The sequence below is a fragment of the Delftia sp. UME58 genome (genome assembly GCF_014170385.1).
GTDB lineage: Bacteria > Pseudomonadota > Gammaproteobacteria > Burkholderiales > Burkholderiaceae_C > Comamonas > Comamonas acidovorans.
In genome coordinates this window covers 82,062-99,093 of sequence record NZ_LZZV01000083.1, presented here as the reverse complement: position 1 = coordinate 99,093, position 17,032 = coordinate 82,062, and the positions used below count along the sequence as shown (strand labels likewise).

The window sequence follows — 17,032 nt, the reverse complement described above, 5'->3', positions numbered from 1 at the left end:
ACGCGCGCGGAAGTGCGTCCGCGCAGTTCTTTTGAGCATCAGCTACGTAATTAAACGCATTACAAAGTAAACTGGCCACTGTATCCAGGATAAGGCTCCATGAGCAAGTCTGCCTGACGATGATCCTGGCTCTTTATGGCCTTCAGCGCCTTTACATATTTTTCCAAGGCACGGCGCTTCGCGGCCTCTTCCAGCAATTGGTCCTGCAGCTCCGTGACGCGTGTTAGCGCGGTGTGTTCCAATGCCACGCCCGCCAAGCCCTGACCAAGTCGCGCCGCCTCAGCCCGGACCAGGTGCAGTACATGGTCCCCAATTTCCACCATGGTCCTCCCATCGTTCAGATGAACGATGACCACATCCCGCGCTGGCCCGTGCTGGTGCACCGGGCGGTAGCACTGCTTCACGGCCGCAATCATCCCCTCGCCGCGCAGCACCTTGATGCGGTCGTCCACTGTGGTGAGGTTCAGCCCGGTCATCTTTTGGATGCGGTCGCGCGTCGGCTCTTCGCCGGCCTCATGCAACTGGCGGATCGCCTCGTAGACCTGCGTCAGTGTGGGCACGGCCTCGACCGCGCCAGTGTCCGGATTGCCGCCGGGCGTCTTGTGGATGGTGCTGGTGGTGGATTGGTTCATGCGGTTTCACTCCAGAGGGGCAGGCGTTGTGGCCATTGGCCTGATTCGAGGATGGTGTGGCGGGTGATGCGGCCCCATTCGAGGCCATAGGCGCGGTGCTGTTCGCGGCCGCCTTCCATGAGGCGGTACTGGTCGTATGCGACGTGGCAGCCCTCGATGTCGGGGCGCGTGCAGCACAGGGGGAAGCCTGTGCGGTCGTCGGTCTTCAGACCCATGCCCTTGCCGAGGTTCAGATGGGCGTGCTGGCTGTAGCCGCAGATGCCGCACCAGATGCACGGCAGCGCGGCGACGGCTCGGCGGTAGGCTTCGCATTCGAGGATCTCGGCCTTTGGCAGGACCAAGCCTGTACTGGCGGCGCCCATCACCACGATGCTGGTGCACGCCATGCCGGCCGTGGCGCGGGCACTGTCCATGGCCCGGGCCGCGCGCTGCGCCAGGCGCTCCTCTCGGTCTTGCGCTGGCGCGACGGCCGGCCGTCGGCCGAAGCCGCGGCTGGGCCAGATGCTCCGGTTCTGGATCATCGGATGTCGCCCTCCACATCCACCTGCACCAGGAAGCCGTGATCGCCCATCACGCACACGCGGATCGGACCGTACTGCTGCAGCATGCAGCAGCGGTTGTAGGCCCAGACGGAGAGGCGGTAGCGGCCGCGCGCGTCGGGCCCGTCAATGTGCTGCTCAACCGTGGCATCGCGCCACAGCGGTGGGTACTTCTGCTTTGGGCGCTCCTGGCCACGCATGCCGCGCCGGGGCAGATCTGGGCGGAAATCAAGCATGTGCACCACCCTCCCCTGCGCCGGCATCGAAGTCCTGCACCTCCATGCCCAGATCCAGGGCCAGGCCGTGCTCCACACGCGCGCCCTTGGAGCCGCGCCAGCCGGGCAGCATGTAGACCGCATCGCACTTGCACAGCTGTGGCAGCGCCAGGCGCATGTAGCCAGCCCAGCTCCCGCATGCTGGCGCGGGGTTCTCGGCCGGGTTTTCTACGTGGTGGCCCTGGGCGCGCAGGTATGCCGCCGCACGGTGGAAGGCCGGGTAGTTGAACTCGGGCAGCCCAGACATCGGGCCGGCGATGTAGATGCGCTTCATGGCCGAGCCCTCCGGAACGACCAAGCGATCATTGCGGCGTCGCGCTGGTGCTGATTGCTGCGGCCGGCCCAGCCGGTCAGACGGCTGAAGGTGGCCGCATCGATCTTTGCGCCGTGGGCGCCGCCGGCCTTCGCGCTGGGCGGCATGCCGTGGCAGGGGATGCCCAGCGCCGCACACAGGCCAACGATCAGCTTGCACCAAGCGTCGATCTCGCCGACGTTGCGTGCAATCTTCTTGCGGGCGCCGTCGCTGCCCTTGGCCGTCCAGGTGCGGCGCGCGGCACGGCTGTCCTCGAAGATCACCAGTGTGGGCCGGCGCTCCTGCAGCACCAGGGCGATCTGCGCTGGCTCGATCTCCTCCAGCGTCTGCAGCTGGCCATCCACGATCCAGGCCAGGCCCGTGTGCTTGCCCGGGTCCATGCCCAGCACCGTGATCGGGCCCTGGTGGCCAGCCGGCACCATCACGCGCGGGCCGGCGGGCGCCACGCGAGCGCCTGCAGCTGCTGTACCACCTGCTGCTCGATGTCCACAAACAGCCGGGACTCGTCCCTGTCCAGCTCCCTGGCCCTGGCCTTGACGAGGTGCGCCACGGCTGCCGCGCTGAGATTGTTTGGTTGTTGCTGCCATTGGTGTTCAGACGACGATGAATTCATGGGTGTCGCTGCCGCGGCTGTTGACCAGCAGCTCGCGCAGACGGCGTTCGGTCGCGCGGTGCGCGCGGATGAAGGTGCGGGCCGGGATCACCTCCAGCACCTGGCCGTAGGCCTCGCCGAACTCGACCAGGTGGCCCAGTTACACGGCGTTCAGGCGCATCTCCAGGCCGTTGCCGTGCTTGCGGCCCAGGTCCACGACAGCCGCAACAGCATCAGCAAACAGGCTCTGAGCCTCGGGCTCGGTGAAGACGCCCATGACCAGCAGCGTTTCGGAAAGGTTCGCGGCGTCGGCAAGGTCGCGCCAGTGCTGCACCGTCGGAGCGGCGTAGCCGACGGCATGCACGGCGGCAAGCACTGCAGAGGAAAGGGGCTCGCGCTTGCGCAGGTGCAGCGGCTGCCGCTCGCTGGCCGAAAGCTCCTGTGCCAGCGTGTAGGTGTAGGGCAGCGTCAGGTACTCCCGGGCCACGGAGGTGTGTATGTCGCTCATGCCTGGCTCCCCTGCTGGTGCTGTGCCACAGCGGCGGCAGTGCGGCGCTTGGCCTGGCCGAGGCGCATCCGGTCTGCACGGGCCTGGACTTGCGCGGGCGTGAAGCGCGAGGCCTTGAGCGCGAAGGCTTCACGCAGGGTGGCCAGCTGGGCCAGAACTTCGCGCTTCGGGCCGCTGGGCATGGACTCGGGCGCCGGCAGCGCCAGGGCGGCGCGCGGGGCCGGCAGCTGCAGCTGCTCGCGCAGGTCGTCCGTCAGGCCCTCCAGACCGCCCGGCAGCCGGCCTGCCGTGATAGCTTCCTGCACGGCGCGGCTGCGCGCTTCGGGGTCGTGGCCCAGGCTGACCTGCACCACAGGGCGGCGGCGCAGCGCGCGGGCCTCGCCCGTGATCCGGCCATAGGCCTCGATGAAGGCCTGCCGTGCCCCGAACTTGTCGCCAGCATCCAGCAGCGGCGCGGCCACTGCCCAGGCCTGGGCGATCTCGTCGGTCCACACCACTGTGGCCTGTTGGTCAGCACTGGTCAGCGCCAGGCCATAGGCTTCGGCTGGCAGCATGCGGCCCATGGCGTGGTCCACGTACTGCAGCACGGTGCCGGTCAGGATCGGGCCGCGATGCTCGGCGCGGATGCGGGCCAGGGCCAGGCGCAGCACAGGTTTGTCGATGTGGGTCAGGTCTTCCGCCAGCAGCAGTAGCGCAGTAGGCCGGACCTGCTGTCCGCTCAGCTCCATCGTGGCGCCCAGCTCCTCCAGCAGCCAGTCGGTGTCCAGGTCGTCACGCATTGCCGCCCTCCCCGTTGCCCCGACCGCCGCGCTGGCGCAGCAGCCGCTTGGCCTCCTCGATGGCGTCGAAGTTGGCGCTCGTCTTGTCCGCTGCCTGCGCAGCCGTGCCGGTCACCGCCTGTCCACGGGCCCACTGTGTGCGGAAGCTCTCGGCCTGGTTCACCAGCACGCCGACGCCGTGGGAGTTCTTCACCACGAATGCCTCGTTCACGCTGGCCACGTACCAAGCCGCCACCAGCGGTGCCTCCTCGAAGCCCAGGCGCTTGACCAGCGTCTTCACGTTGGCGTTCACCACCTGGTTGCGCACCGGCTTGACGCCATACCGCTGCTCGTACGCCAGGCTGTACGCTGCCCAGGTGAGCTTGCAGGCAGCCTGCAGGGCTGTCTCGCCGTCGTCTGGTTGGCCGCCAACCCCATCGCGGCCCGGCGGCGCAGCCGGCGGGGATGGTTCGTTGGCGGTTCCTTTACGGTTCCTATTACGGTTCAATGATGATTTGGGTGCGCCATTTGCACCCCCGGGGTGCGCCATCTGCGGGGGTTGAGGTGCGCCATTTGCACCCCCTGGTGCGCCTGCTGCGGGGGGTGGTGCGCCGTCTGCACCCGGTGCGCCATTTGCGGGGGGTGCGCCATTTGCACCCGGTGCGGCATCTGCACCCGTGCCTCGCTTACGCTTCGCGGGCGCTGCAGCCGGGTTGAAGTTGGCCGGCGTGATGGTGTAGCTGGTGCTCGAGTTGATGCGGTACTCACGGAACACCACGCCCACCGTCTGCAGCCAGGCGATGGCATCCTGCACCGCACGTTCGGACAGGCAGGTGCGCTTCGCAATCGTCGCAACGCCGGGCCAGCACACGCCGTCATCATTGGCCTGGTCAGCCAGGGAAATCAGCACAGCCTTCTGCGCCGGGGACATCGCCAGCGGCCAGCAGGCCGCCATGATCATCGTGCTCATTGCTGTGCGCCCCCCTGTGCCAGGCGGGCCTGGTGCTGGCCCCACAGGCCGGCAATCCACGTCACCCCCTTGCTGGTGAACTTGGCCTGGGTGAAAGCGTGGTCGCTGTGCTGGGCATGGCCAGCCTTCACCACGAAGCGGCCCGCGTCCATGTGCTGCGCCCGCGGCGTGAGCCGGCCACCCAGGTGGTACATCACCTCGTTGTCCAGCAGGAAGGCACGGAAGCGCTCCTCGTTCGCGCGCAGCAGTTTGCAGACCTGGCGGAAGCCCATGGCGCCGGTCTCGGCTGCGACGAAGCGATCCACGAACTCAGCCTTGGGCGCAGCCAGGGCCAGCGCCTCGGCCGTGCGCAGCTCGGATTCCTTGGCATCAGCCCAGGCGCGCGCGGCGGCCACAGGGTTGGAGAAGTCCGGCAGCGCCGGGGCAGCCTGGGCCTCCAGCTCCTGCCAGCGATCCACCAGCCGCGCGGTGAACTCGGGCGACAGCTGCGCCACCACGACATAGCTGTCGCGCTTGCACAGTTGGTAGACGCTCACGATCTGGCCGAGATGGTTCCGAACTTCCTGCAACGCAGGGAGTTGGATCACGCCGCGCGCGCCCAGGCGCTCGATGGAGGTCTTCACGTTGTCGTGGCGGGACTCCACCAGCGCGGCGATTTCTTCGCTGCTCATGGTCAGCACGGCGGCGGAAATTGCAGTGATCGCGTTCATCAGGCACGACCTCCGAATTCGAGGGCCGCGAATGGGCCTGTCAAGTTCGCACGGATGTCCATAGCATCAGCGTCATGCAAAGCCTTTTCAGCAACCATCACCGTGTAGGTCTTGCCGTGCACGATGAGATAGATGCCGTCGCGGTTGCATGCCGAGGCGTCCTGCTTGCGGGCTGCAGCGATGCGACGGAACAGTTCGGCTGTGCCCTCATCCAGCCATGTTTTCAGGCAGACGTTGAGCTTTCCGTTTGGACCAGCGATGCCACGGGCAAACATGGCCGTGCCCTCGGCAGCGTCCAGCTCTTCCTGGACGTGGGCCAGCACGCGCTCGGCCTGCTCGGGCTCCAGGCCGACCAGCGCCGCCTGGATAGCCTTCACGGCAGCCGCTTCAGCCCGGCTCAGCTTTTCGTGGGTGTCACGCATGCGGGACTACTCCTTGAGATAAATGGCGGCCGTGGGCACGTTCCTAGAATGGGTGTTCCACCAACCATCCATCCGAAAGGCCCAGGCCATGAACGAAAAAATCAACGATTCCGATGTGTTAGCTGCCGTGAACCTCATCGCCGCCCGCGTTCATCACGATGTGCGAGCGGGGAACTTGATGCAGTTGCCGGAGGAGGTTGCGAAGGCATATGCGGCGATCCAGCGCGCTCGCGTGCTGATTGCAGAGCAGCAGGCTCTCCAAGGCCCAGACGAGCACCGGTAAGACGGAAGTACTCGGCTGCGTACAAGCGCTCCAGCCGGCGGTTCTTGAGCCTCTGTGCTGCTGGCGGGACATCGGCGCCCCAGCGGTATGGCCTATGCATGGTCTTGATCCTTGGGAGGGGTGCCCGCCACCTCCCGGGGCAGAATGGAAGTTCCTACACAACCATTCCCGATAGGGGCGGACATGAAACAAGAACTGATCGGGCCCACAGCAACTCTTGCTGGAGCAATGCTCTCGAAGATCGAGTTGGAGTACAGCGACTTCACGCGGGGCATCGTTGCCAAGACGTTCGAAGACGCTTACTACGCACTGCTGGAAGGCATTCACCGCGTGGACACTGCAGAAGAAGCCCGGCGTGCGGGGCAGGTACAACACCCCGTCCAAGACGGAAGCTGACGGGCGCCGGCAACCTTCCCAGACGTGCGTCCTGCTGCGCTGCAGGGTTACAAAGAACGCCGCCCCTCGGCACCAACGCTTCCCCGAAAACCTATTGCTCGTCGGCTGGGCCTCGCCCAAGCGGCACGGCTCAGGCATGGCCCTGCTCCTGGGCGGCAGGCTGCGCAAGCTCGGGCCAGATGTCTTGCCAGTCGTTGGGACGAAGGTCTCGGCGTGAGACCGTCCCGCTGGACAGCGCTTCGATCCTGGGGCTAAGCGCCTTCGGAACCGGGCGCCGCCTCTTGATCCACTGGTTCACAGTGGGTGCAGATACCTGCAAGGCGCGAGCCAGGGCCGCTTGGCTGCCAACAAGATCGACAACCGCCTGCACCGCAAGTCCGGGGTGTGAGTACGTCATACCCCATGATAAGGCTCTGCCTAATTTTGATCAATAGGCATTGCCTACGCACCCTCACACATGGAACATTAGGCAATGCTTACTGGTGAAAAATTAGGCCAAGCCATCGCTGAAGCCATCGAACTGAAGGGCGTCTCCAAGAAGGAGGTGGCCGAGCACTTTGAGGTGAGGCCTCCATCCATCCAAGACTGGGTGAACCGTGGGACGATCAGCAAGGACAAGCTTCCAAAGCTCTGGAGCTACTTCGCAGACGTGGTCCAGCCATCGCACTGGGGGCTGCCCGATTACCCGCCAGGGACCACCGCCGAAACGTCCAAACACGGGGAGAACGTGATCCAGGTCATCGATGACACCCCGCCGCCTGGCTACGTTCGCCTCCAGCATCTCTCGGTCCGCCCGTCGATGGGCCCGGGCTCGCACATGGATGAGGCAGTGCAGATCGTCCGCCATCTCGATGTCTTGGAAAGCTGGGTACGCAAGAAGATCGGGACTGTCAACCCCGAGCGCATCAAGATCATGACGGGCAACGGCCACAGCATGAAACCAACAATTCAAGATGAAGACTTGGTGTTTGTGGATATGGGGCAGCGGACCATTGATGCACAGGGTATTTACGTCATCGATGTTTACAACCGTCTCTTGTTGAAGAAAGCCCTAATACTTTCTGACGGCACACTGGTCCTTCGCAGCGACAACATCGTGGACTATCCCGACGAAGAGCGAATTGATCTTCGTAAAGCATCTGAGTGCATCAACATCGCCGGCAAGGTGTTGGCCTGGTGGACTATGAAGCATTGAATCTAGATAACTAGCTTAAGACACATGAACACCACATGCCCTCTTTGCGACTCATCTGCTACATTTTGCAGGAACGGAAAATTTAAACTATACGCATGCCCAAAATGCACCACCTTCTACATTGACGAGTCTGCTGAGGATTGCCTCAGCGAACTTGTCGAGGTATTCAAGACGGAATTCCGAAGAAAGCTCTCTGATTTATCCAGTAGAAAGGTCGAAGGCACTCGTTTTGTCATCAGAGAAGCGCCCGCAGTTGACAAATCTCTCCCGCATATCGAAAACGTCACGCCTAGAATTAGTGCTTTGATTGAAGATGACTCAACCGACCTTGCCTGATAGCTCGTAAAGAGTTATGCATTTACTGGTTCCATCCCCCTCAGTAACAGCCATATTCAGCCCGGACGTATTCTGCTCGAATTGCTTGGTGCCAGATTTTGTTGCAGCGGCTATAGTCAGTACACCATCACCAAACCCTGTTGCGATCCCATTTGCGTAAACTCGGTACACACGTTGCGTTACAGCGTCTACCGCTACCCATATAGGTCGGCCATCGGCCCCATCTCCAACACTCAGAGTCCGCGGATCGATGGAGTTGATAAGAATCTCTGACCCCTCAGGGGCAGACTGCTCACTCTTGGTCATAGTCTTCCTTTGCCCGCCTTGAGCGGGCTTTTTCATGGCCGCCTGCTGGCGCGTAGCGAACCATGTAACAAATTACTGTGCACGCATACAGTCTTCATGCATACTGGAACTGTGTTTTTAACCAGCACCAAGGATGCACATGACCACTTCCGCCCTCACCTCGTTCCGAGTCACCCTTCAAGACTGCATCGGCATCGAGCACGACATCAAGGCCAAGGCCGAAGCCCGCTTCGCCAAGGTGATTGAACGAAGCTTCCCTAACCACGAGGCCATGACACGGGCCTACAAGCTCTTCAACGATGCGGCCGAGGGCGGCGTAATCGGGAAGGCCAACGAGCCAGTGGCGCTCTCCTGGCAGAAGGCCTATGAGGCAGCCCAGCAAGCCGGACTCCAAGGGATTGCCGTGGAGGAGGCCTACTTTGAAGTCCGTCTTCACTGAACGCATTGGCAGTGTATCGAAAAAATAAGGCAACGCCTATTGCAATAAATTAGGCATCGCCTTATCATCGCCTTCAACGTACCCAGCCACCGCACATGCGGGCCGGCCGGGAAGTTGGGCACCACGGCATCGACCGGGCAAGCCCCGGTCTTTCACAAGTTGCACGCCGATGTTGCTTGCCCCACCCGAGGGGCATTCGTCCGGCGCAATGGCGCTCCTGGGCATGGGCCAGGTCAGCGCGCCGCGTCTCCGCGCGGTTGCCAGTCCGTCAAAGCACGGTTCACGGCATAGGGAAGGAACTGCGGGCGGGATGCCCTGTAGAGAGTAGGCGGGAGGCTGTGAAGGGTGCGCGCCAGCGCATCTGGAGCCGACGGTGGAACACCGCCCTGGCATTCCGGTGACGAACGCAGTGAGATGACACCACGGAGCAAATAAACGGTGCGGCATGTTGATGCCGCGCAGCTGCTACCAGAGGCAGCACGCCCTCCCCGAGCGATCGGGGCGAAACAAAAGAGGCTTCTCGATGCGGGAGGCCTCTTTTGTTTCCACCACCAGGAGAGACGTATGAATCAACCTATCCCTGTCGCCAGCCTTGATGAGGCAGCCAATCTCTCGGTCGCCAGCGATGGCATAAACAAGATCGCCAGTGCAGTGGCCAGCGCTGGACTGGCCGAAAGCCAAGTGACACCAGCTTCGCCGGCCAGCTTCGAAGAACTCAACTTGCAGGAAGCAGCGGGCAATTTTGGAGACACCTACGAAGGCTCGGTATCGGGGCCTGGCCGGGTTTGGGTGCGCACAGAGCAAATCACATCGATCGCGCTGAGCGTGCTTCGCAAGCGGCCCGCAGACGAAATCGCCCTGCTCGGCGAGGACAAGCTTGTGGTCTACGAGCGGCGAACGCCGAAGCACTGCGTGTCGTCCGGGAGCGGCCTGCGCTTGGAGCTTGGCGATGGCGCCAGCGTTCTGATGACAAAGAATGCAGCCTACGAGCTGGCGCGCGTGTTGATCGCCTATGCGGCACCAGACAACCCTCGCAGCGATTGGCTGGTGCGCAAAGAGTCAGTCTAGGTCCAGGTTCATTTGCTCCGCCAGATCCTTGAGCATTCGTTGCCGCTTCTCTGTGGCGTGCTGAACCTTCGCTGCCGCAGTCGCCAGCTTCCCCTCAAGGGTCGAAACGTTCTGGTAATCGAAGTCCTCATCACTGTCCTGAGGAAGGCTGACCCTCAGGACTCTGCCTTCACCCGAAAGCGTCAGGGCGCCATAGCTCATGAAGGACATCAGATCTGGAGTGAGATCCTCGTCTACGTTGAATGCCAAATTCCTGGCGTCGATTGTCAGCTCACGATTCAGAGAAATGATTTTCACAGACGAATCCTCTCAGTTGAAGAGCTTCCATCGTAGCCTTTGAGTATTGCCTCAGGGCTCGCAGCTTCACCGCTCGCGGGCCTTTTCTGTTTTCGCCGCCACCACAGGAGAGACCACCGTGAACCACCAGCCCATTGGCCGCGTGCCAGCCCTGGCAGGATTGCCTGGCGCCGCATTGCTTGAACCCGCTCGACTTGGGCAACTCGCACAAGCGTTGAACCCACAGGCCACCAGCCCGACAGCAGCAGCCCTTTCCAAAGCCTCCGCACAAGCAGAGCAGCTGCGCGCCACGACGCAGCGGCTCATCAAGCGCATGGCCCCCATCATGCTTCCAGCCACGGCTCAGTCAGGATCTGCGGCTGGCCAAGGCATTGGCAACCAAGCACACAGCAGCGCGCCCCTGGTTTCGCAAATCGAAACGCTTGCACACAGCATCGAGCTGGTTCACGCAGAGCTGTTGCTGCTTGAACAACGCTTGGCACTGTGATACTGTTCAAATCCTCAGTTACTGTATATATTTACAGCATACGAAGGAGAGAAACATGCACTGCAAACCCGGTGATCTGGCCATCGTGGTCAACGACCACGAGTACCCCACGAACAACGGTGCGCTCATGCGCATCTGGAAGCCGGCCACTCCCGGTGAGTTCGAGATTCCAGCGGACTGGATCGGTTTACCGCTGTCAACGTTCCGGTTCGGCGACCGCACCATCGAGCCTGGCGCCCGAGCCATCGTTGTCTACCGCGACGCGGAACTGAGGCCGCTACGCGACACCGATGAAGATGACGAGACCATCGCCTGGGCGGGCCCAAGGCCTGCTATTCCGCAGGAGCAGCTGCTAGCAGAGCGCGGAACTGCAGCGCAAATCTCTCGACTACGGGCGAAGGTTGAGCAGGTCGACCGGTTCATAAGCGGAGACTGGAGCTTGGCCCTGGTCAGCGGCGAGCTCGGCTTCGAGGTTCGAGTCAAAGACGCCGTGATGCCGGTTGGTGGTGTCAAGTCAGGCGACAGCATCCTCCTGGAATACAGGAAAGGTGGACATCCTTTCCTCGGCCCCTTCACCAAGGTCTGCGTTGAACACGCATGAAACTGGGCCTCGGCATAGCGCCGGGGCCATCAAGAAAGAGCGCGGCACTGAAAAACTGCAACCGGGCGTGGATGAAGGCAATCCGAGATGCCGCCACCGACAGACTGTCCGCCGGGTGATCCGCTCTTTTTCTTGATGGCCAATCGTGACAGGCATTTGCCCGCCTGCAAGCAGTGAGAGTCTTGCCAAACCGTTTGAGGGAAAGCCGGGGCGAATACGGCGGCCATCTTCACTTCTGGCTGCGATACGATGCCCGCCATATCGATCACAACAAGAGAGGGCATCCAATGCTGAGACTCATCGTTTACGTGCTGCTCGCGGCGGCGGCGTGGAAGGCGTACACGTCGCATCAAGCCAAGACTGGTGGGCCGACCCCGGATCTGCTTCTCAATGAGCCGCGCCCTCGCGACATTGATGTCGGCAGCAGCACTTCAAGTGCTCCCAAATATTCCTGCGACGGTCGCATGCACTGCTCGCAGATGACCTCCTGTGAGGAGGCGAAGTTTTTCCTGCGCAACTGCCCCAACACAAAGATGGACGGTGATGGCGATGGCATTCCTTGCGAGCATCAACTCTGCAACTGATGCCAACGTTCTTTTACCTCCCGTACATGTTTTCGTGATCATGTCCGGGCCATACTGACTTCAACAGTTTCACGCCGAGCCTGGGTTCCTCCTCCCTCCCTCTCTAATTCCCAGGCACGCCTTTCAAGGCATCGGCACTTTCCACCAAGGCCCTGCAGCTTCACCAGTTGCAGGGCCTTTTTGTTTCGTGGGGTCGCCTTGTGCGGCATTTGGCCCGCCCTGCAGCAATGTGGGGCGGGCGCTTTTTTGGAATCCACCATGAGATCCAGATTCAACCGCCTGCGCGGCGAACGCGGCCGCGTCGCATATGAGCCGCAGACCTATGCGGACTGGCGCGAAGAAGAGCGCCTCATTGCCGAGCAGGAGGTCCAGCGCCTGCAGCGGCAAGCAGCAACCCCACCGAATCCGCCACCTGGCGGATTTGTCGTTTCAGGAGAGCCCAAATGCAACGAGTGATCCCCTCCGAACCCTTCAATCCCGACCCCGATGCGCGCTTCCTCCGCGAGGCCTCGCGCCCTGGCCCGGTGACCGAGCCGGGCCCGGCGCCCACGCCCGGCGGCTGGCTGCTGCTGCTGATCGTGGCCCTGCTCACGGTCCTGGTGCTCAGCGCCTGCGCGGATGCCGGCGCGGCTCAGGAACCCGTCGCCAGCGCAGCGGACGTGCAGCGAGCGCACAGCGCCGCCCAGGCCTGCCCGCCCGGCCATGCAGTCGTATGGACCGGCCCGCAATCAATGGAATGCCTGCGCGAACTGCTATGACCAAGCTTCTCGGATTTTTCCTCTGGTCGGCCATCTCGGCCGCCGGTCTCGCTGCTGCGGTCGCCATCTCCGGAGCACCCCTTTTCTGAACCTGGAGCACCAGCTCATGAGCCAATCCACAGACCCCATCGAAGGCGTGCGTGTCACCCACGAGATCACGTCCAACCACCACGCCCATGCCATGGCGCATGTGGCTGAGCCGATCATCGAAATCCTGAGCGCCTACGGCCAGCGCAACGGCAACACGTTTGCCCTGTACGGCGGCCTGTATGCCATGGGCTGCGCCCTGGCCAGCGTCGGCGCGAACCTGGAGCCTGGGGTGAATCTGCGTCAGCAGCTCGAACCGATGCTCGCCGGCTACCAGGCGATGCGCGAGTCCCAGCTCAAGGCACAGGCCCACTGATCGCAATGCCGAATCCCGAGAAGCTCAACCTCACGCAGATCTGCGCCAAGTTCTCGCCCTGGCTGCAGCTCAACGCGGCGAATCTGGCGGCCCTGGGCGTGCCTATCGAGAAGGTCCAAAGCGCGGTGCTGATGAATGCCCGCGACCTGCCACGCCTGGCGGACGCCCTGATCGACCAGCTCTACCAGAAGCGCGAGGAATTCCTGGCTGGGCCCGCGCCGCGCGCGCCAGCCATCCCTGTGCCCGCCATCCAGCACCTGCCGGCCGACGACACCGAAGGCGGCGCCCTGTAACCCACCGGCCCACGTTGGCCAACCGTTTGGAGAAGCCCCATGTCGCAAACACCGGCAGATCTCTACGCGCAAGAAATGATCATGCGTGCCAAGGCCAAGGCCAAGGCCACCGAGGCCGCCGCGCTGCGCCTCGAAGCAAAGGGCGAGAAGCGCGCCGTCGAAGCCTACAACCTGAGGGCACGCGCGAAAGCGCTTTCGGGCGAGGCGGCGCAGCTGCGCAACGAGGCCAAGCTCGTTCACAGGGAAGCCGTGAAGGGCATCGGGGTCCAGGCCGAGGAAATGGTGAAGCGCATGCCGCCCGAGTTCGGCGGCTGGGGGATTCTCAAGACCCGCGCCTATACCAAGCTGCTGGACCTGCTCGTGTCCCAGGCAAAGCGCGTGCAGCCCAACCTGGCCCTGGCCACCCAGGCCCACACCCTGCTGCTGGGCCACGCGGCCTGGACCGATGCAGAAGCCAACCGCCTGGGCTGCTTGCCCAAGCATCCCAAATCCCTGGCCTGAAACACCATGCTCACAAATCTGATCATTTACCGAATCGCCGAGTCCTGGGCTCCTGACCTGCAGGCTGTCGAGGCCGCGCTGGCCAAGTCACCGTTTGCCGAGTGCGGCCCCACGCAGGAGCGCAGTGCTGGCTGGGTGCCGCCGCGCGGCGAGCCCCATGGCCCGCTGGCCGAGTCCGTGGCCAACCAGTGGGTGATGCGCTTCATGACCGAGGCCAAGATGCTCCCGGCCAGCGTGCTTGCGCGCAAGGTGGAGGAGAAATGCGAAGCCATCGAGATTTCCGAACTCCGCAAGCCTGGCCGCAAGGAAAAGAAGGAGCTCAAAGACGAGGCCAAGCTGGACCTGCTGCCCATGGCCTTCACCAAGCAGGGCGCCATGTGGGTCTGGCTGGACCCGCAGGCCCGCACCTTGGTGCTGGACACGGGCAGCCAGGCGCGCGCCGACGAGGTGGTCAGCTCGCTGGTGGAGGGCCTCACAGGCTTTGCGCTGGCCCTGGTCGATACGCAGACCAGCGCCCAGGCCGCCATGGCGCACTGGCTGACCACGCAGGAAAGCCCGGCCGGCTTTTCGATTGACCGCGAATGCGAGCTCAAGGCCGCCGACGAATCCAAGGCCGTGGTGCGCTACGGCCGCCACCCACTAGACATCGCAGAAGTGCAGCAGCACATCGAGCATGGGAAGCTACCCACCCGCGTTGCCATGACCTGGGACGGCCGCGTGAGCTTCGTGCTGACCCAAGGCCTGCAGCTGCGCAAGGTTGCGATGCTCGATGTCGTGACCGAGTCCAAGGATGGCGATGGCGGTTTCGATGCCGATGTGGCGATCACCACGGGCGAGCTGTCCAAACTCATCCCCGACCTGATTGAGGCCCTGGGTGGTGAGGGTCGCACTGGCCTCGGGCATGGACTGCCGGCCTCGCTGACCACAACAGGCCCGGCCTGTGCCCCTCCAGATCTGAAGCCAGGCGATGTGCCGTTCTGACATGGCCACCGCCTCCGAAAAGGTCTGCACGACCTGCGGCGAGCCCTGGCCCGCCGACGTGGGCTTCTTTCGCGCCCTGGTCAAAAGCCCCGACGGGCTGGCAGACCAGTGCAACGCCTGCGTTTGTGACAAGTACCGCCGCTATCGCATCCGCAATCCCTCCCGCCCGCGCGCCACCGACATGCTCGCCAGCATCTGGATGCGGCCGGCGGCCCCAGCCTCAACTGCATGAACCAAGACACCGAACACCAGCCCACGCGCGCCGAGCGCGATCTTCCGGCCGCGCGCCGCGCCGCAGAACGTGCCCGCGCCCTGTGGTGGGATGAGCAAAAGCCTACCCATTGCTTCGGCTGCGGCGCCGAGCTGCCCGAAGACCACCACCGCGGCGATGCCCTGCCCTGCGGCCACTGATCACCCATCCCAGAAAGGAAAAATCCGAAATGTCCGAATACAAGACCCTGCTGGCCCAGCGGGCCGAACTCGACGCCCAGATCGCCCAGGCCCAGGCCGAAGCCAAGGCACAAGCCGTCGCCCAGGCCCGCGCGCTGATCGCAGAGCACGGCCTGACCGCTGCCGATGTCTTCCCCCAGGGCAAGTCCAAGGGCAGCGTGGGCGCCCCGAAGTACCGCGACCCCGCCACTGGCGTGACCTGGACCGGCCGGGGCAAGCCTCCGAACTGGATCAACGGGAAGGACCGGGAAAGTTTCCTGATCATTTCCTGAGGGTATGAGCACAAGGCGCGAGAAGTACTCCCTCCCGAGGCTTTTCGCTGCCCTGATGCGCTTCTACATATAGGTAATTGTTGTTACCCAAACGGTTTTACTCAGCAAATCAGAGTAGTGTGAAAAAGTTGGTCATTTTCGGTCAACGCGCACAGGACCGGAGGTCCACATGAAATTCAAAGACACAAAGGATTCATTAAACCGTCGCCATAAATCCTCTCTTCCAGATGTTGATAGTCATGCTGTATCTAACGATGACTATTTCCGCATGCCTGACCCGCCACGCAAAAAAATGCGCAGCGACTGGGACACGGAATCGCTGATAGATCTGGATGCTGGTGTACAGCAGGAAACACCTCCGCCCTACCTTAATGGGCGATGATTGGAGTTCAATATGCTTTCGCAACCTCGCACCCCTTGGGAAGTCTTCTGGGATTCTGTCAAGAGTATCTTTTCTCCAGGCGTCCAGATAGAAGCGATTGATAGCAAAAAGAAGAGTGATTCTTTATCTAGAGAGGATCGGAGGATTTATGAAGAAGAAAAGCAAATAAATCGAGATGCCTAATTAAGCAAATAGAAAAAATTCGTTAGCCAAATCAAAGCCACTAAATAGTGGCTTTTTTTCGAGGAATGAGTACAGCGCATGGGCGCTGTACTGATACCTCCCCTCCCCCGAAGCCGCCCGGCCCTGCCGCGAGCGGCTTTTTTTTGGCCCAAAGGAACCCCATGCAAGCTGTTGACCTCTTCGCCGGAGCTGGCGGATTCAGCACTGGCGCTGCGCTGGCCGGTGTGCCCGTCATCTGGGCTGCCAACCACTGGCCACTGGCCGTCCAGTACCACGCCGCGAACCACCCCGACGCACAGCACCTGTGCCAGGACCTGCACCAGGCTGATTGGAGCCGCGTCCCCGCGCACGACCTGCTGCTCGCCTCTCCCTGCTGCCAGGGACACAGCAAAGCCCGGGGAAAAGCCAGCGGCAATCCTCAACACGACGCCAGCCGCAGCACCGCCTGGGCCGTGGTCAGCGCAGCTGAGTTCCACCGACCGCGCGCCGTCGTGGTGGAGAACGTGCCCGAGTTCTTGGACTGGTCCCTGTATCCCGCCTGGCGCACGGCCATGGAGGCACTGGGCTACACGCTGTCGCCACACATCGTGGACGCCGCCGACCACGGCGTGCCCCAGCACCGCGTGCGCATGTTCATCGTGGCCACGCGCAGCCGCGCGCCACTGGTACTGGCCCTGCCGAAGCGCGAGCACATGCCGGCCAGCAGCTTCCTGGACTTCGAGGCAGGGAGATGGAGCCCGATCCACAAGCCAGGCCGCTCCTGCGCGACCCTGGCGCGCGTGGCCGCTGGCCGTGCCGCACACGGCGACCGCTTCCTGGCGCCCTACTACGGCAGCGGCTCGGGCACCACTGGCCGCAGCCTGCATCGCCCGCTCGGCACCGTGACGACAAAGGCCCGCTGGGCGCTGATCAACGGTGACCGTATGCGCATGCTGACCGTCCCAGAAAACTGCGCGGCCATGGGCTTCCCCAAGGACTACCAGCTGCCAGCGCAGACCCACCAAGCCATCCACCTGCTCGGCAACGCCGTGTGCCCGCCCGTCGCCCGCGACGTGATCAGCGCACTGGCCGCCCAGCTCTGACCGCCCCATGACCCCA

32 protein-coding genes and 1 other annotated feature are annotated in these 17,032 nt (G+C 63.1%); of the genes, 19 read left to right on the top strand and 13 right to left on the bottom strand.

What is annotated here, in order from left to right:
• Positions 1-59: 59 nt before the first annotated feature.
• From A9976_RS20445 to A9976_RS20395, 11 genes are all read right to left on the bottom strand, one after another.
• Positions 60-632, bottom strand: a complete 573-nt coding sequence (locus A9976_RS20445) for a hypothetical protein (RefSeq protein ID WP_183020526.1) — start codon at positions 630-632, stop codon at positions 60-62.
• Positions 629-1,153: a hypothetical protein gene (locus tag A9976_RS20440; protein ID WP_183020525.1), complete on the bottom strand. Its 525-nt coding sequence runs from the start codon at positions 1,151-1,153 to the stop codon at positions 629-631. The genes A9976_RS20445 and A9976_RS20440 overlap by 4 nt, the downstream gene beginning before the upstream one ends.
• Positions 1,150-1,407: a hypothetical protein gene (locus A9976_RS20435; RefSeq protein ID WP_183020524.1), complete on the bottom strand. Its 258-nt coding sequence runs from the start codon at positions 1,405-1,407 to the stop codon at positions 1,150-1,152. Before A9976_RS20435 ends, A9976_RS20440 begins: the two co-directional genes overlap by 4 nt.
• Entirely contained in the window at positions 1,400-1,720 is a 321-nt protein-coding gene (locus A9976_RS20430) for a DUF4406 domain-containing protein (protein WP_183020523.1), read from the bottom strand. The genes A9976_RS20435 and A9976_RS20430 overlap by 8 nt, the downstream gene beginning before the upstream one ends.
• A complete protein-coding gene (locus tag A9976_RS20425) occupies positions 1,717-2,205 on the bottom strand; it encodes a hypothetical protein (protein WP_183020522.1) in 489 nt (162 codons plus the stop codon). The genes A9976_RS20430 and A9976_RS20425 overlap by 4 nt, the downstream gene beginning before the upstream one ends.
• Complete coding sequence (locus A9976_RS20420) at positions 2,181-2,372, bottom strand: hypothetical protein (protein ID WP_183020521.1); 192 nt, start codon at positions 2,370-2,372, stop codon at positions 2,181-2,183. The genes A9976_RS20425 and A9976_RS20420 overlap by 25 nt, the downstream gene beginning before the upstream one ends.
• A gap of 139 nt (positions 2,373-2,511) precedes the next feature.
• Entirely contained in the window at positions 2,512-2,859 is a 348-nt protein-coding gene (locus A9976_RS20415) for a hypothetical protein (protein WP_183020520.1), read from the bottom strand.
• The gene (locus tag A9976_RS20410; RefSeq protein WP_183020519.1) at positions 2,856-3,638 is read right to left on the bottom strand and encodes a hypothetical protein; all 783 of its coding nucleotides are present in this window, start codon (positions 3,636-3,638) and stop codon (positions 2,856-2,858) included. Before A9976_RS20410 ends, A9976_RS20415 begins: the two co-directional genes overlap by 4 nt.
• On the bottom strand, positions 3,631-4,587 hold the full coding sequence (locus A9976_RS20405; protein WP_183020518.1) for a helix-turn-helix domain-containing protein: 957 nt from the start codon (positions 4,585-4,587) through the stop codon (positions 3,631-3,633). The genes A9976_RS20410 and A9976_RS20405 overlap by 8 nt, the downstream gene beginning before the upstream one ends.
• Positions 4,584-5,297, bottom strand: a complete 714-nt coding sequence (locus A9976_RS20400) for a phage antirepressor KilAC domain-containing protein (RefSeq protein ID WP_197956451.1) — start codon at positions 5,295-5,297, stop codon at positions 4,584-4,586. Before A9976_RS20400 ends, A9976_RS20405 begins: the two co-directional genes overlap by 4 nt.
• Positions 5,297-5,719, bottom strand: a complete 423-nt coding sequence (locus A9976_RS20395) for a hypothetical protein (RefSeq protein WP_183020517.1) — start codon at positions 5,717-5,719, stop codon at positions 5,297-5,299. Before A9976_RS20395 ends, A9976_RS20400 begins: the two co-directional genes overlap by 1 nt.
• 88 nt (positions 5,720-5,807) lie before the next feature.
• On the opposite strand from A9976_RS20395, the gene A9976_RS20390 reads away from it, so the two are divergent.
• A complete protein-coding gene (locus tag A9976_RS20390; RefSeq protein WP_183020516.1) occupies positions 5,808-6,002 on the top strand; it encodes a hypothetical protein in 195 nt (64 codons plus the stop codon).
• Positions 6,003-6,185: 183 nt separating this feature from the next.
• A complete protein-coding gene (locus A9976_RS20385) occupies positions 6,186-6,398 on the top strand; it encodes a hypothetical protein (RefSeq protein ID WP_183020515.1) in 213 nt (70 codons plus the stop codon).
• Positions 6,399-6,528: 130 nt separating this feature from the next.
• Here the strand turns inward: A9976_RS20385 and A9976_RS20380 are convergent, their stop codons facing one another.
• Positions 6,529-6,795, bottom strand: a complete 267-nt coding sequence (locus tag A9976_RS20380) for a YdaS family helix-turn-helix protein (protein WP_047475207.1) — start codon at positions 6,793-6,795, stop codon at positions 6,529-6,531.
• A gap of 75 nt (positions 6,796-6,870) precedes the next feature.
• Between A9976_RS20380 and A9976_RS31775 the strand changes: the two genes are divergently transcribed.
• The 3 genes from A9976_RS31775 to A9976_RS20365 all read left to right on the top strand — a co-directional run bounded on the left by A9976_RS31775 (position 6,871) and on the right by A9976_RS20365 (position 9,742).
• On the top strand, positions 6,871-7,593 hold the full coding sequence (locus A9976_RS31775) for a helix-turn-helix transcriptional regulator (RefSeq protein ID WP_183020514.1): 723 nt from the start codon (positions 6,871-6,873) through the stop codon (positions 7,591-7,593).
• Between the two features lie 781 nt (positions 7,594-8,374).
• Complete coding sequence (locus tag A9976_RS20370) at positions 8,375-8,674, top strand: hypothetical protein (RefSeq protein ID WP_183020513.1); 300 nt, start codon at positions 8,375-8,377, stop codon at positions 8,672-8,674.
• Between the two features lie 306 nt (positions 8,675-8,980).
• Positions 8,981-9,071: a sequence feature (23S ribosomal RNA rRNA prediction is too short), on the top strand.
• 167 nt (positions 9,072-9,238) lie between these two features.
• Complete coding sequence (locus A9976_RS20365; RefSeq protein ID WP_183020512.1) at positions 9,239-9,742, top strand: hypothetical protein; 504 nt, start codon at positions 9,239-9,241, stop codon at positions 9,740-9,742.
• Here the strand turns inward: A9976_RS20365 and A9976_RS20360 are convergent.
• Positions 9,734-10,039, bottom strand: a complete 306-nt coding sequence (locus tag A9976_RS20360) for a hypothetical protein (RefSeq protein ID WP_183020511.1) — start codon at positions 10,037-10,039, stop codon at positions 9,734-9,736. The genes A9976_RS20365 and A9976_RS20360 overlap by 9 nt on opposite strands.
• Before the next feature lie 118 nt (positions 10,040-10,157).
• Here A9976_RS20360 and A9976_RS20355 point away from each other — a divergent pair, with 118 nt between their 5' ends.
• The 14 genes from A9976_RS20355 to A9976_RS20290 all read left to right on the top strand — a co-directional run bounded on the left by A9976_RS20355 (position 10,158) and on the right by A9976_RS20290 (position 17,016).
• Positions 10,158-10,526, top strand: a complete 369-nt coding sequence (locus A9976_RS20355; RefSeq protein WP_183020510.1) for a hypothetical protein — start codon at positions 10,158-10,160, stop codon at positions 10,524-10,526.
• Positions 10,527-10,581: 55 nt separating this feature from the next.
• On the top strand, positions 10,582-11,127 hold the full coding sequence (locus tag A9976_RS20350; RefSeq protein WP_183020509.1) for a hypothetical protein: 546 nt from the start codon (positions 10,582-10,584) through the stop codon (positions 11,125-11,127).
• 287 nt (positions 11,128-11,414) lie between these two features.
• Positions 11,415-11,711 carry an excalibur calcium-binding domain-containing protein gene (locus A9976_RS20345; RefSeq protein WP_183020508.1) on the top strand — a complete coding sequence of 99 codons (297 nt, stop codon included), beginning with the start codon at positions 11,415-11,417 and terminating at the stop codon, positions 11,709-11,711.
• Positions 11,712-11,969: 258 nt separating this feature from the next.
• Entirely contained in the window at positions 11,970-12,167 is a 198-nt protein-coding gene (locus A9976_RS20340) for a hypothetical protein (protein WP_183020507.1), read from the top strand.
• Positions 12,155-12,469 carry a hypothetical protein gene (locus tag A9976_RS20335; protein WP_183020506.1) on the top strand — a complete coding sequence of 105 codons (315 nt, stop codon included), beginning with the start codon at positions 12,155-12,157 and terminating at the stop codon, positions 12,467-12,469. The genes A9976_RS20340 and A9976_RS20335 overlap by 13 nt, the downstream gene beginning before the upstream one ends.
• 106 nt (positions 12,470-12,575) lie before the next feature.
• Positions 12,576-12,872, top strand: a complete 297-nt coding sequence (locus tag A9976_RS20330) for a hypothetical protein (RefSeq protein ID WP_183020505.1) — start codon at positions 12,576-12,578, stop codon at positions 12,870-12,872.
• 5 nt (positions 12,873-12,877) lie between these two features.
• Complete coding sequence (locus A9976_RS20325; RefSeq protein ID WP_183020504.1) at positions 12,878-13,165, top strand: hypothetical protein; 288 nt, start codon at positions 12,878-12,880, stop codon at positions 13,163-13,165.
• 39 nt (positions 13,166-13,204) lie between these two features.
• A complete protein-coding gene (locus tag A9976_RS20320) occupies positions 13,205-13,666 on the top strand; it encodes a hypothetical protein (protein ID WP_183020503.1) in 462 nt (153 codons plus the stop codon).
• 6 nt (positions 13,667-13,672) lie between these two features.
• A complete protein-coding gene (locus A9976_RS20315) occupies positions 13,673-14,647 on the top strand; it encodes a recombination-associated protein RdgC (protein ID WP_183020502.1) in 975 nt (324 codons plus the stop codon).
• Between the two features lies 1 nt (position 14,648).
• Positions 14,649-14,879, top strand: coding sequence for a hypothetical protein (locus A9976_RS20310; RefSeq protein ID WP_151021198.1), 231 nt, complete (start codon positions 14,649-14,651; stop codon positions 14,877-14,879).
• Entirely contained in the window at positions 14,876-15,058 is a 183-nt protein-coding gene (locus A9976_RS20305; RefSeq protein ID WP_097203143.1) for a hypothetical protein, read from the top strand. The genes A9976_RS20310 and A9976_RS20305 overlap by 4 nt, the downstream gene beginning before the upstream one ends.
• 29 nt (positions 15,059-15,087) lie before the next feature.
• Positions 15,088-15,369 (top strand): H-NS family nucleoid-associated regulatory protein, encoded by a 282-nt coding sequence (locus tag A9976_RS20300; protein ID WP_183020501.1) that lies wholly within the window; start codon positions 15,088-15,090, stop codon positions 15,367-15,369.
• 169 nt (positions 15,370-15,538) lie between these two features.
• On the top strand, positions 15,539-15,751 hold the full coding sequence (locus A9976_RS20295; protein ID WP_183020500.1) for a hypothetical protein: 213 nt from the start codon (positions 15,539-15,541) through the stop codon (positions 15,749-15,751).
• A gap of 344 nt (positions 15,752-16,095) precedes the next feature.
• Positions 16,096-17,016, top strand: coding sequence for a DNA cytosine methyltransferase (locus tag A9976_RS20290; protein ID WP_183020499.1), 921 nt, complete (start codon positions 16,096-16,098; stop codon positions 17,014-17,016).
• The last annotated feature ends 16 nt before the right edge of the window (positions 17,017-17,032 follow it).